The following is a 13,533-nucleotide window of genomic DNA, read 5'->3' as shown; positions in this document are numbered from 1 at the left end:
CGACGGCGCAGCATGGGCAATTCGGGGCGGTGGCTCGGCCGCATGCCGTGCCGCTCCCGATGGCGACGCCGACGCGCGGGCGGCCGCGCCGCGCCGATCGACGGATTGCCTGTCCCTTTTTGTTGGGGCCTGACAGCGCCCGTGGCGATCCTCTATACTGTATATCCATACAGCATCGAGTCGCATGATGTCCGCCTCATCCCTGTCCCCGGAATCCCTTCATCCGTCGCTGTGGCGCGGTTCTCAGCTTGCGCGCGGCGGTCCGCGCACGATCGACACGGGCTTCGCGTCGCTGTCCGCCGAGCTGCCGGGCGGCGGCTGGCCGGTGGGCGGCCTCGTCGAACTGCTGGCCGCGCAGCCGGGCTGCGGCGAAATGCGCCTGCTCGCGCCGGCGCTCGCGCGCACCGTCAGCGCGCGGCGGCCGCTGGCGCTCGTCGCGCCGCCGCAGTCGCCGCACGCGAGCGCGCTTGCCAGTCTCGGCGTCCCGGCCGATGCGCTGCTGTGGCTGCGCGCCGGCAGCCGCACCGATGCCTTGTGGGCCGCCGAGCAGGCGCTCCGCACCGGCTGCTGCGGTGCGCTGCTGCTGTGGCAGGACGCGCGCCCCGACGCGCTGCGGCGCCTGCATCTCGCGGCCGCGCGCACCGGCGATACGTTGTTCGTGATGCTGCGTCCGCTGTCGGCCGCGCGGCAGCCGTCGCCTGCGGTGCTGCGCGTCGCGCTGTATCCGGTGCCGGGCGGCGTGTCGCTCGATATCGTCAAGCGGCGCGGGCCCGCGCGCAGCGCGCCGCTCGAACTCGACCTGCCATCGCCCATCGTGGAGAGCCGCTATGCGCGTCTTGCTCGGCATCCATCTGCCGCGCCTGCCGCTCGACGTGTGCGCCGCGCCGCCGTCTGACGACGACGCGGCCGACGCCGGCTGCGCGGTGCTCGAGCAGGGCGCCGTGCTGATCGCCGACGCGGCCGCGCGCCGGCAGGGCGTGCGCGCAGGCATGAAGCGCGGCGGCGTGCTGACGCTCGCGCCCGACACGCGGCTGGTCGAACGCGATCCCGCACGCGAGGCCGATGCGCTGCGCGCGGTCGCGCTCGCGCTGCTGCGTTTTTCGCCCTGCGTCGCGCTGCGCGACGAAGCCACGCTGATCGTCGATGTCGGGCCGAGCCTGCGCCTGTTCGGCGGGCTGCCGTCGCTGTGCCGGCAGGTGCGCGCGACGCTCGCGGCGCTCGGTTATGCGATGCGGCTGTCGGCCGCGCCGACCGGCGGCGGCGCGTGGCTGCTGGCGCGCGTGTCGGCGCGGGCGCGCATCCGGCGGCGGGTGGCTGCCCATGCGTCGCTGGTCCGCGCGCTCGACGGCCTGCCGTGCGTGCTGCTGCCCGAGGCGCGTCCGTATGCGGGCTGGTTCGACGGCCTCGGCTGCCGCACGCTCGCCGATCTGCGCGGCCTGCCGCGCGCGGGGCTGCAGCGCCGTTGCGGCCCTGCGCTGCTGGCCGCGCTCGATCGCGCCTATGGCGACGCGGTCGAGCCGCTGGCATGGATGGCGGTGCCGCCGGTGTTCGACGTGCGGCTCGAACTGGCGGAGCGCGTCGAGTACGCGGAAGCCGTGCTGTTCGTCGCGCGGCGGCTCGTCGTGCAGTTGTGCGGCTGGCTGGCCGCGCGGCAGCTGTCGCTGGCCGCGATGACGTTCGATCTCGAGCACGAGCGCGGCCGCCAGGCCGTGCCGCCGACGCCGCTCGAGCTGGCGTTCGCTGCGCCCGTGCGCGACGAGGCGCATTTCATGCGGCTGCTCGGCGAACGGCTTGCGCGGGTCGAATTGCCGGCCGCGGTGATCGCGGTGCGTCTGAAGGCCACGCGTGTCGAATCGGTCGCGCCGCCGGCCGACGATCTGTTTCCCGAGCCGGGCGGCACGAAGGAGACGCGCGCGCGGCTGCTCGAACTGCTGGTCGCGCGGCTCGGCGCGGAGAACGTGCTGCGCGCGGCGCCGGTGGCCGATCACCGGCCCGAGGTGGCGAACCGCTGGGTGTCGCTCGATGCGCAGGCGGGCAAGCCGCCGGGCGCGCCGCCGGCAGTGCCGCCACGTCCTGCGTGGTTGTTGGCGGAGCCGCTGCCGCTGCTGATGCGCGAGAACCGGCCGGTGTTCCATACGCCGTTGAGGATGATGTCGTCGCCCGAGCGGATCGAGGCAGGGTGGTTCGACGGCCAGCACGTGGCGCGCGATTACTGCGTGGCGCAGGACGAAGAGGGCGCGTGCTACTGGATATTCAGGGAACGAATGAGCAGCCAGGCAGACCCGCACTGGTTTCTGCACGGCCTGTTCGGGTGAGCGGCGATGGTTGCGGAATCCGTGTTGCTGCCCGCTTATGCGGAGTTGTTCTGTCGTTCGAACTTTTCGTTCCTGCATGGCGCATCGCATGCGGAGGAACTGGTCGAGCGCGCCGTGAAGCTCGGCTATCGCGGCCTCGCGATCACCGACGAATGCTCGCTCGCGGGCGCGCCGCGCATGCATGTCGCGGCGCAGGCGGCCGGCTTGCCGCTGATCATCGGTTCGTACTTCGAGGTTACGCCGGATGAGGCGCCGCCCGGCCACGATCCGGGGCCCGGCGCGTTCGGGCTCGTGCTGCTCGCGCAGAACCGCGAAGGCTACGGCAACCTGTCCGAGCTGATTTCATGGCGGCGGATGGCCGCGCCGAAGGGCACGTACCAGCTGACGCCGCGCATGCTGTCGAGGCCGCCCGAGGAATTCGCGCATCTGCGCGGGATGCCCGACTGTTTCGCGATTCTCGTGCCCGTGTATCCGGTGCGCGCGGACGTGCTCGACGCGCAGGTCGCGTGGTTTCGCGCGACGTTCGGCGAGCGTGCGCGGCTCGGGCTCGTGCAGCTGCAGCGTGCGCTGGACGGCCCGCAGCGCGACGAGATTCGCGCGGCCGGCGCGCGGCGCGGCGTGCGCGTCGTCGCGCTCGGCGACGTGACGATGCACCGGCGCTCGTGCAAGCCGCTGCAGGACGTAATGACGGCGATCCGCGTCGGGATGCCGGTGTCGGAGTGCGGCTATGCGCTCGCGCCGAATGCGGAACAGCACCTGCGTTCGCGTGCGCGGATCGCGAAGCTGTTTTCTGCGGACGAGATCGCGCAGACGTGTGCGATTCTCGATGCGTGCCATTTCTCTCTCAAGGAACTGGAATATGAGTACCCGCTTGAACTGGTCCCACGGGGACATACACCGACCAGCTACCTGAGACAGGAGACGTGGGCAGGCGTCGCACGGCGCTACTGGAATGGTGTGCCGGAGAAAGTGGCGAAACAGATTCGGCATGAACTCGCACTGATCGCGAAACTGAATTACGAGCCGTTCTTCCTGACTGTCTACGACATCGTCAAATTTGCGCGCAGCCAGAACATCCTGTGCCAGGGCCGCGGCTCGGCCGCGAACTCGGTGGTCTGCTATTGCCTCGGCATCACCGAGGTGGATCCCGATCAGAGCACGACGCTGTTCGAACGCTTCATCAGCGAGGAGCGCGGCGAGCCGCCCGATATCGACGTCGACTTCGAGCATCAGCGTCGGGAAGAGGTGATCCAGCATATCTACAAAAAATACGGAAAAGATCGCGCCGCGCTCGCGGCCGCCGTCTCGACCTACCGCCCGCGCGGCGTGCTGCGCGAAGTCGGCAAGGCGCTCGGCGTCGATCCGATGCTGGTCGATCGCGTCGCGAAAGGGCACCGCTGGTTCGATGGCAGCCGCGACCTGTTGCAGAAATTTGCGGCGGTCGGGCTGGATCCGGCGACGCCGCTGATCCGCGCATGGGCCGATCTTGCCGCCCGGCTGCTCAATTTCCCGCGCCATCTGTCGCAGCATTCGGGCGGCTTCGTGATCAGCCGTGGCAAGCTCACGCGGCTCGTGCCGGTCGAGAACGCGGCGATGGACGGGCGGCGCGTGATCCAGTGGGACAAGGACGATCTCGAATCGCTCAAGCTGATGAAGGTCGACGTGCTCGCGCTCGGCATGCTGTCGGCGCTGCATCGCGCATTCGACATGCGCACCGCGTGGCGCGGGCCGGCGGCCGACGGCAAGCCGTTCACGCTGAAACACATTCCTCAGGAAGACAAGGCGACTTACGACATGATCTGCGGCGCCGATACGGTCGGCGTGTTCCAGATCGAGTCGCGCGCGCAGATGTCGATGCTGCCGCGCCTGCAGCCGCGCACCTATTACGATCTGGTGATCGAGGTGGCGATCGTGCGGCCGGGGCCGATCCAGGGCGGCGCGGTGCATCCGTATCTGCGACGGCGACAGGGGCTCGAAAAGATCAGTTACCCGAAGGATGACCTGAAACCCGCACTCGAACGCACGAAGGGCGTGCCGATCTTTCAGGAACAGGTGATGCAGATCGCGATGATCGCGGCGGGCTTCACGGCCGGCGAGGCCGACGAACTGCGTCGCGCGATGGCCGCATGGAAGCGCAAGGGCAATCTCGAGAAGTATCACGCCAAGATCGTCGACGGGATGCGCGAACGCGGCTATCCGCCCGATTTCGCCGAGCAGATCTTCGAGCAGATCAAGGGCTTCGGCGATTACGGCTTTCCCGAAAGCCATGCGGCGAGCTTCGCCAAGCTGGCCTACGCGAGCAGCTGGCTCAAATGCCACGAACCGGCGATCTTCCTCGCCGCGCTGCTGAACAGCCAGCCGATGGGTTTCTATCCGCCGTCGCAACTCGTGCAGGACGCGAAGCGCCACCGCGTGCAGGTGCTGCCGATCGATGTCACGCACAGCAACTGGGAGGCGTCGCTCGAAGCGCTGCCGAACCAGCCGCCGCCGCACGGCCAGCCCGCCGTGCGGCTCGGCATGTCGCTCGTGCGCGGCCTCGGTGAAGCGGCCGCGCGGCGCATCGAGGCCGCCCGCGCGGCCGGCCCGTTCGACGACGTCGACGCACTCGCGCGCCGCGCGCAGCTCGAACGCCGCGACCTCGAAGCGCTCGCCGCCGCGAACGCGCTCGCGACGCTGGCCGGCCATCGCCGCGACGCGTTGTGGCAGGCCGTCGCCGCGGCGCCGGATCGCGACCTGCTCGCGGCCGCGCCGATCGACGAAGCGCAGCGGCCGGCGCTCGGCGCGCCGTCGGAAGCCGACGAGATCCTCGCCGATTACGATACGACGGGCCTCACGCTGAACCGTCACCCGGTCGCGCTGTTGCGGCCCGCGCTGCGCGCGCAGCGGCTGTCGTCCGCGGCCGAGTTGCGCGATCGCCCCGACGGCCGGCTCGCGCGCGCATGCGGGATCGTGATCTCACGCCAGATGCCGGGCACCTCGAACGGCGTGATGTTCATGACGCTCGAGGACGAAACGGGCTGCGTGAACGTGATTGTCCGGCCCGAGCTGCTCGCGCGGCAGCGTCGCGCGACGCTCGATTCGCAACTGCTCGCGGCGTCGGGCGTCTGGCAGGTCGTGAGCGACGTGCGGCACCTCGTCGCGCAGCATTTCGAAGACCTGACGCCGCTGCTCGGCGGCCTGCGCACGTCGAGCCGGGAGTTCCACTGAAGCTGGCGCGCGGGTGCCGGCCAGCATGCATACCAGTTGGCTGAACTGGTTCTATTTCGGTCTCATTTTCAGCTCCGGAACGTCCACCGATGTGACGCCGAAACGGTCCCCTTGCATACCAATCCGGGTAAATCCCTATCCTTCCCCGCGTTGTAAACAAAGGCTTTTCCGGCACTAAACCGCTTGCCGGGCAAGGCTTCCGGCGATTTTCGCAGCCCTAGTACCAGTTCGTTGACTGGTATTATGGTGGTTATATAATGCGTTCACTTTCGACGGCTTGCGGTCGTCGTCCGACACCCGGAGGCACATGGAAACCGGCTGGTCCGAACTGGCGCCCGATCCGCTCAGCGATACGCCGCTCTATCTGCAGCTTGCCCGCAAGCTGGCCGGCGCGATTCACGGCGGCGCGTGGCGCGCCGGCGAGGCGCTGCCCTCGGAGCGGCTGCTGTCGGCGTCGGTCGGCGTGTCGCGGATCACGGCCCGGCGCGCGCTCGCGCTGCTGGCCGAGCAGGGACTGATCAAGCGGGCGCGCGGCGCGGGCAGCTTCATCACGCCGCGCGTCGCCGATCCGCTGTCGCGGCTGGTCGGCTTCACCGCGAAGATGCGGCAGCGCGGCTTCACGCCCGATTCGGTGTGGCTGTCGCGCCGGCTGCGCCCGGCGAGCCGCGACGAGCTCGTGCATCTCGGCCTCGCGCCCGGCGCGATGGTCGCGCGGCTCGAACGGCTGCGCCGCGCGGACGGGATCGTGATGGCCGTCGAGCATTCGACGCTGCCGGCCGCGGTGGTGCCCGATCCGCAGGCGCTCGGCGCGTCGCTGTACGAATACCTCGAGGCGCGCGGCATGAACGTGGTGCGCGCGCTGCAGCACTTTCGCGCGGTCAACGCGACGCGCGAAATCGCGAAATGGATGGCGGTAAAGCCGGGCGCGGCGCTGCTGGTGATCACGCGCATCGGCTACGGCGCCGATCAGCGCGCGATCGAAGTCAGCGAAACGTATTGCCGCGACGACTATTACGACTTCGTCGCCGAACTGAAACGCTGACGCGCGAGACTGCCCGCGCGCGACAGGCGCGAAACGAATTTGCACATCACGACGCGAACGCTCGCGTCACCAGATCATCAAGAGAATGTCATGCTGACTGGAAACATCCTGACTCCCGACGGCTGGATTCACGGTTCGCTCGATAGCGAGAACGGCCGCATCACGCGGCTCGACGGCACGCCCGCCGATCCCGCGAAGAACGACGCACCCTACATCCTGCCCGGCTTCATCGACCTGCACGTGCACGGCGGCGGCGGCGCCGACGTGATGGAAGGCGGCGACGCGATCGAGACGATCGCGCGCACGCACGCGCAGTACGGCACCACGAGCCTGCTCGCCACCACGATGACCGCGCCGCGCGACGAGCTGATGAACGTCGTCGCGAACCTCGGCCTCGTCGCGCGCACCCGCACGCCGGGCGGCGCGCGCGTGCTCGGCGTGCATCTCGAAGGTCCGTACATCAACCCGGGCAAGCTCGGCGCGCAGCCCGACGCGGCCGTCTCGGCGGTGCTCGACGAAGTGCTGAAGTACCTGTCGATCGCGCCGATCCGCGTCGTCACGCTCGCGCCGGAAATCGCCGGCCACATCGAGATCATCGGCGAGATGGCCGCGCGCGGCGTGCGCGTGCAGCTCGGCCACTCGCTCGCGACCTACGACGACGCGGTCGCCGCGCTCAAGCACGGCGCCTGCGGTTTCACGCACCTGTTCAACGCGATGTCGCCGCTGCATCACCGCAACCCGGGCCTCGTCGGCGCGGCGCTCGCGCATGCCGAATACGCGGAAATCATTCCCGACCTGCTGCACGTCCATCCGGGCGCGATTCGTGCTGCGCTGCGCGCGATCCCGCGCCTGTACGTCGTGACCGACAGCACGTCGGCGACCGGCATGCCCGACGGCGAATACCGGCTCGGCAGCCAGCACGTGACGAAGTGCCTCGGCGGCGTGCGGCTCGCCGACGGCACGCTCGCCGGCAGCACGCTGACGATGGACCAGGCGCTGCGCAACCTCGTGTCGCTCGGCCTGCCGATCGCCGACGTGTCGAACCGGATGTCGCGCTACGCGGCCGACTACCTCGGCATCGCCGATCGCGGCCGCCTCGAGCGCGGCGCATGGGCCGACCTCGCCGTGTTCGATCGCGACCTGAACCTCACCGCGACCTACGTCGAAGGAGAATCGATTGTCGAATATGCTTAACGAAGCGCGCGAGTCCGCCCGCGTCGTCGCCGCCCAGCTCGCCGATACCGCGCGCGTCGAAGCGCTCGCCGGCCAGCTGCTCGATCATCCGCCGGCCGTCGCGCTGACGGTCGCGCGCGGCAGCTCCGATCACGCCGCGAGCTATTTCGCGAGCCTGACGATGAGCCGCCTCGGCGTGCCCGTCGCGTCGCTGCCGATGTCGGTCGCGACGCTGCAGCAGGCGCCGCTGAAGGTGCAGGACCAGCTCGCGATCGCGTTTTCCCAGTCGGGCCAGAGCCCCGATCTCGTCAACACGATGGCCGCGCTGCGCGAAGCCGGTGCGCGCACCGTCGCCGCCGTGAACGTGCTGCCGTCGCCGCTCGCCGACGCGTGCGAGCACCAGCTGCCGCTGCTGGCCGGCCCCGAGCTGTCGGTCGCCGCGACCAAGAGCTATATCGCGATGCTGTCGTTGTCCGCGCAGATCGTCGCGTTCTGGCAGCGCGACGCGGCGCTGATGACGGCCCTGCGCGGGCTGCCCGACGTGCTCGCGCAGGCCGGCGCGCTCGACTGGTCGCCCGCCGTCGCCGCGCTGGCAGGCGTCGAGCGGATGATCGTGATCGGCCGCGGCCTGGGCCTCGCGATCGCGCAGGAAGCCGCGTTGAAGCTGAAGGAAACCTCCGGGATCCAGGCCGAGGCGTTCTCGAGCGCAGAAGTGCGTCACGGCCCGATGGAGCTGATCGACCGCGACTACCCGCTGCTCGTGTTCGCGCCGCCGGGGCCCGAGCAGGCCGGGCTGCTGCAGCTCGCCGCCGACATGCGCGCGCGCGGCGCCGCCGTGCTGCTCGCGGCGCCTGCCGGCACGCCGGGCGCGAGCTTGCCGCTCGCATCGTCCTCTCATTCGGCGCTCGACCCGATCGCCGCCATTCTTTCGTTCTACGTGATGGCGGCGGATCTCGCCGTCGCGCGCGGCCGCAATCCCGACACGCCGCGCCACCTGAACAAAGTCACCGAAACGCACTGATAGCCGAGACCGCCGATGAGACGCGCCGAGGAGTCCCAGTTGAAGAGTTCCGCCCATGATCCGATCGTCCTGCTTGCCCCGTTGACGGGGCCGATCGTCGCGCTGGCCGACGTGCCCGATCCGGTGTTCTCCGGCGGGATGTTCGGCGACGGGCTCGGCATCGACCCGCTCGAAGGCCGGCTCGTCGCGCCGTGCGCGGGGGTCGTGTCGCATCTCGCGCGCACGGGCCACGCGGTGACGATCACGACGCCGCAAGGCGCGGAAGTGCTGCTGCATATCGGCATCGATACCGTCGAGCTGAACGGGCAGGGCTTCACCGCGCGCGTCGAGGCCGGCGCGCGCGTCGAAGCGGGCGACCTGCTGATCGAGTTCGACCAGGATGCGGTCGCGCGCAGCGCGCATTCGCTCGTGTCGGTGATCGCGATCGCGAATTCCGATGCGTTCGAGGTGGTCGAGCGCGCGGGCGGCTTCGCGACGGCCGGCAGCACCTCGCTGCTGACGCTGCGCGGCAAGGGCGACGCCGCCGCGCAGGCGGCCGAGGCCGGCGCGGCAGCCATGAACGAAGTGCGCCGCGAGATCGTGCTGACGCAGCCGGGCGGCCTGCACGCACGGCCGGCCGCGCGGGCGCGCGAAGCCGCGCGCGGGCTCGACGCGCATGTCGACGTGCATTTCGACGGCCGCAAGGCGCCGATCGAAAGCGTGGTCGGCCTGCTCGGCCTCGGCGCCGGCGAGCGCGCGACGATCGAACTCGTCGGCCGTGGCGCGCAGGCGCAGCAGGCCGTCGACGCGGTCGCGAACGAACTGCTGCGCGAGGCGCACGGCGAGGTCGAGGAAAAGCCGGCGCGGCTGAAGTCGCCCGCGCCGCAGGCGATCGTCCACAACAGCGGCGCGCCGCTCGCGCCGAATACGCTGGCAGGCGTATGCGCGGCGCCCGGCATCGCGGTCGGCACGCTGGTGCGCCTCGACGACGCGGAGCTCGTGCCGCCCGAACAGGCCGCCGGCACGCCCGCGACGGAAAGCCGCCAGCTCGACCGCGCGCTGAAGGCCGTCGATGCGGAACTCGACGAAACGGTGCGCAATGCGTCGGCGCGCGGCGCGGTCGGCGAAGCGGGGATCTTCGCGGTGCATCGCGTGCTGCTCGAGGATCCGACGCTGATCGATGCGGCGCGCGACCTGATCAGCCTCGGCAAGAGCGCGGGCTTCGCATGGCGCACGACCATCCGCGCGCAGATCGACACGCTGTCGAAGCTCGACGACGCGCTGCTCGCCGAGCGCGCGGCCGACCTGCGCGACATCGAGAAGCGCGTGCTGCGCGCGCTCGGCCACACGAGCGGCGCGACCCGCGCGCTGCCCGACGAGGCCGTGCTCGCAGCCGAGGAATTCACGCCATCGGACTTGTCGTCGCTCGACCGCCAGCGCGTGACCGCGCTCGTGATGGCGCGCGGCGGTGCGACCTCGCACGCGGCGATCATCGCGCGACAGCTCGGCATTCCGGCACTGGTCGCGGTCGGCGACGCGCTGTATGCGATTCCGGACGGCACGCAGGTCGTCATCGACGCGAGCGCGGGCCGTCTCGAACATGCGCCGACCGCGCTCGACGTGGAGCGCGCGCGGCACGAGCGCCAGCGTCAGGCCGGCGTGCGCGAGGCGAACCGGCAGATGGCCGGTGCGGCCGCCGCCACCGTCGACGGGCGTGCGATCGAGGTCGCCGCGAACATCGCGACGCTCGACGACGCGAACACCGCGGTCGACAACGGCGCGGACGCGGTCGGCCTGCTGCGCACCGAACTGATGTTCATCCACCGTCAGGCGGCGCCGACGGTCGCCGAACACCGGCAGAGCTACCAGTCGATCGTCGACGCGCTGCAGGGCCGCACCGCGATCATCCGCACGCTCGACGTCGGCGCGGACAAGGAGGTCGACTACCTGACGCTGCCGCCCGAGCCGAACCCCGCGCTCGGCCTGCGCGGCATCCGGCTCGCGCAGGTGCGCCCGGACCTGCTCGACGATCAGTTGCAGGGCCTGCTTGCGGTGCAGCCGGCCGGCGCGGTGCGAATCCTGCTGCCGATGGTCACGGACGCCGGCGAACTGGTGCGGCTCAGAAAGCGCATCGACGAATTCGCGCGCGCGCAGGGCCGCACCGAGCCGATCGAGGTTGGCGCGATGATCGAGGTGCCCTCGGCGGCGCTGCTCGCCGACCAGCTCGCGCAGCACGCGGATTTCCTGTCGATCGGCACCAACGACCTGACGCAATACACGCTCGCGATGGACCGCTGCCAGGCCGATCTGGCCGCGCAGGCCGACGGCCTGCATCCGGCCGTGCTGCGCCTGATCGACATCGCGGTGCGCGGTGCGGAAAAACACGGCAAGTGGGTCGGCGTATGCGGTGCGCTCGGTGGCGATCCGCTCGCGGTGCCGATCCTCGTCGGCCTCGGCGTGACCGAGCTGTCGGTCGACCCGGTCGCGGTGCCGGGCATCAAGGCGCGCGTGCGCCGTCTCGATTACCAGCTGTGTCGCCAGCGTGCGCAGGATCTGCTCGCGCTCGATTCGGCGCAGGCGGTAAGGGCAGCAAGCCGCGAGGTCTGGCCGCTCGACTGAGCGTCGCCGGCGGGCGCGCGGCCCGTTTTACTACGAAAGCAATCAGGTCAACGAAGCGAGACAAGGATTGGAGGACTGAATGGACGGGAATCCGTTTCTGAAGATACAGAGCCTGGGCCGGGCGCTGATGCTGCCGATCGCGGTGTTGCCGGTCGCCGGCATCCTGCTGCGGCTCGGGCAACCGGACGTGTTCAACATCAAGATGATCGCCGACGCCGGCGGCGCGATCTTCGACAACCTGCCGCTGCTGTTCGCGATCGGCGTGGCGGTCGGCTTCGCGAAGGACAACAACGGCGTCGCGGCGCTCGCGGGTGCGATCGGCTACCTGATCGAAACCGCGATCATGAAGGACATCGACCCGAAGCTGAACATGGGCGTGCTGTCCGGGATCATCGCGGGCGTGGTGGCCGGCCTGCTGTACAACCGCTACAAGGACATCAAGCTGCCCGACTACCTGGCGTTCTTCGGCGGCAAACGGTTCGTGCCGATCATCACGGGGCTCGCGTGCGTGGTGCTCGGCATCGTGTTCGGTTACGTGTGGCAGCCGATCCAGCATGCGATCGATGCGGCCGGCCAGTGGCTGACGACCGCGGGCGCGATCGGCGCGTTCGTGTTCGGCTTCCTGAACCGGCTGCTGCTCGTCACGGGCCTGCACCACATCATCAACTCGCTCGCCTGGTTCGTGTTCGGCAACTTCACGCCGCCCACCGGCGGCGAGATCGTGCACGGCGACCTGCACCGCTTCTTCGCGGGCGACCCGACCGCGGGCACCTTCATGGCCGGCTTCTTCCCGATCATGATGTTCGGCCTGCCGGCCGCGTGCCTCGCGATGCTGCACGAAGCACCGAAGGAGCGCCGCGCGATGGTCGGCGGCCTGCTGTTCTCGATGGCGCTGACCTCGTTCCTCACGGGCGTGACCGAGCCGATCGAATTCAGCTTCATGTTCCTCGCGCCGGTGCTGTACGTGATCCACGCGGTGCTGACGGGGCTGTCGCTCGCGATCTGCCAGATCCTCGGCGTGAAGCTCGGCTTCACGTTCTCGGCCGGCGCGATCGACTACGTGCTGAACTACGGGTTGTCGACGAAGGGCTGGATCGCGATTCCGCTCGGTCTCGCGTACGGCGTCGCGTACTACGGGCTGTTCCGCTTCTTCATCCGCAAGTTCAACATGGCGACGCCGGGTCGTGAGCCGGCCTCGGCCGATGCGGCGACCGAGTCGTATGCGTCGGGCGGGTTCGTTGCGCCGGCCGCGGGCGCCGCGGCTGCCGCGCCGCGCGCGCAACGCTATATCGCCGCGCTCGGCGGTGCGGGCAACCTGACGGTCGTCGACGCATGCACGACGCGTCTGCGGCTGACGGTCGTCGATCCCGAGCAGGTATCGGAGCCCGAACTGAAGGCGATCGGCGCGCGCGGCGTGCTCAAGCGCGGCGGCAACAGCGTGCAGGTGATCATCGGGCCCGAGGCCGACCTGATCGCCGACGAGATGCGCAGCGCGATCGGCAGCGGCACGTCCGCCGCGCCGGCGACCGCCGCGGCCGCTGCCGCGCAGCCCGTCACCGGCGCGGCGGCCGGCCCGCTCGATCCGGACCCGGCGCGCTGGCTCGCGGTGTTCGGCGGCGCGACCAACGTCGCGTCGCTCGACGCGATCGCGACCACGCGGCTGCGCGTCGTCGTGCGCGATCCGTCGGCGGTCGATCGCGACCGGCTCGGCACGCTCGACGTCGCGTGGATCTCGCCCGACACGTTCCACATCGTCTGCGGCAACGCGGCGGCACGCTATGCGGAACAGCTCGGCGCGCGCCTGCCGTCCGCCGGCGGCGGCGCGGCCGCGCAACCGGCCTGATGCGGCGCGGCCGGCCCGGCGGTACGGGCCGGCCGCGTGAGCGCACAAACGAAAACGGCTTGCGAGGCATCGCAAGCCGTTTTGCCTTGGCGCGGCACAAAGGCCGCGCGAGGTGCGTCGCCGACACCGGCGGCGGCGCCCTGCCGCCGCCCGCACTGCGCGTCAGTCGCGCTGCGTGCGCACCGGCACTTCCTGCTTCTTCTGGCGCGCCTCGAGCCACATCGCATTGACGATGCCGAACGACAGCGCGACGCCGATACCGAGAATCCAGCTGAAATACCACATGATCCGACTCCTTGCGAAACGGGGCGGCGGGGCGCCTGCGCGCCCCGGC

The 13,533-nt window shown here is 70.4% G+C and carries 9 protein-coding genes; 8 read left to right on the top strand and 1 reads right to left on the bottom strand.

What is annotated here, in order from left to right; all coding sequences use genetic code 11:
* Positions 1–187: 187 nt before the first annotated feature.
* The 8 genes from imuA (at position 188) to nagE (ending at position 13,199) form a co-directional block, all read left to right on the top strand.
* Positions 188–895 (top strand): translesion DNA synthesis-associated protein ImuA, encoded by a 708-nt coding sequence (gene imuA, locus WS57_RS32955; RefSeq protein ID WP_069245511.1) that lies wholly within the window; start codon positions 188–190, stop codon positions 893–895.
* Positions 828–2,315: a Y-family DNA polymerase gene (locus tag WS57_RS32950; RefSeq protein ID WP_069245341.1), complete on the top strand. Its 1,488-nt coding sequence runs from the start codon at positions 828–830 to the stop codon at positions 2,313–2,315. Before imuA ends, WS57_RS32950 begins: the two co-directional genes overlap by 68 nt.
* Positions 2,316–2,321: 6 nt before the next feature.
* Positions 2,322–5,522, top strand: a complete 3,201-nt coding sequence (locus WS57_RS32945) for an error-prone DNA polymerase (protein WP_069245340.1) — start codon at positions 2,322–2,324, stop codon at positions 5,520–5,522.
* A 307-nt stretch (positions 5,523–5,829) separates the two neighbouring features.
* Entirely contained in the window at positions 5,830–6,564 is a 735-nt protein-coding gene (locus WS57_RS32940) for a GntR family transcriptional regulator (protein ID WP_059512655.1), read from the top strand.
* 90 nt (positions 6,565–6,654) lie between these two features.
* Positions 6,655–7,758, top strand: coding sequence for an N-acetylglucosamine-6-phosphate deacetylase (gene nagA, locus WS57_RS32935; RefSeq protein WP_009687664.1), 1,104 nt, complete (start codon positions 6,655–6,657; stop codon positions 7,756–7,758).
* Positions 7,751–8,758 (top strand): SIS domain-containing protein, encoded by a 1,008-nt coding sequence (locus tag WS57_RS32930; protein ID WP_059512657.1) that lies wholly within the window; start codon positions 7,751–7,753, stop codon positions 8,756–8,758. Before nagA ends, WS57_RS32930 begins: the two co-directional genes overlap by 8 nt.
* A gap of 15 nt (positions 8,759–8,773) precedes the next feature.
* Complete coding sequence (gene ptsP / locus WS57_RS32925) at positions 8,774–11,356, top strand: phosphoenolpyruvate--protein phosphotransferase (protein ID WP_069245339.1); 2,583 nt, start codon at positions 8,774–8,776, stop codon at positions 11,354–11,356.
* 79 nt (positions 11,357–11,435) lie between these two features.
* Positions 11,436–13,199, top strand: a complete 1,764-nt coding sequence (gene nagE / locus WS57_RS32920; protein WP_069245338.1) for an N-acetylglucosamine-specific PTS transporter subunit IIBC — start codon at positions 11,436–11,438, stop codon at positions 13,197–13,199.
* A gap of 162 nt (positions 13,200–13,361) precedes the next feature.
* Here the strand turns inward: nagE and cydX are convergent, their stop codons facing one another.
* Positions 13,362–13,484, bottom strand: coding sequence for a cytochrome bd-I oxidase subunit CydX (gene cydX, locus WS57_RS32915; RefSeq protein WP_009695139.1), 123 nt, complete (start codon positions 13,482–13,484; stop codon positions 13,362–13,364).
* Between the last annotated feature and the right edge of the window lie 49 nt (positions 13,485–13,533).

The organism is Burkholderia pseudomultivorans (assembly GCF_001718415.1).
In the GTDB taxonomy this organism is placed as follows: Bacteria; Pseudomonadota; Gammaproteobacteria; order Burkholderiales; family Burkholderiaceae; genus Burkholderia; species Burkholderia pseudomultivorans_A.
This window is presented reverse-complemented; position numbering and strand designations above follow the sequence as displayed.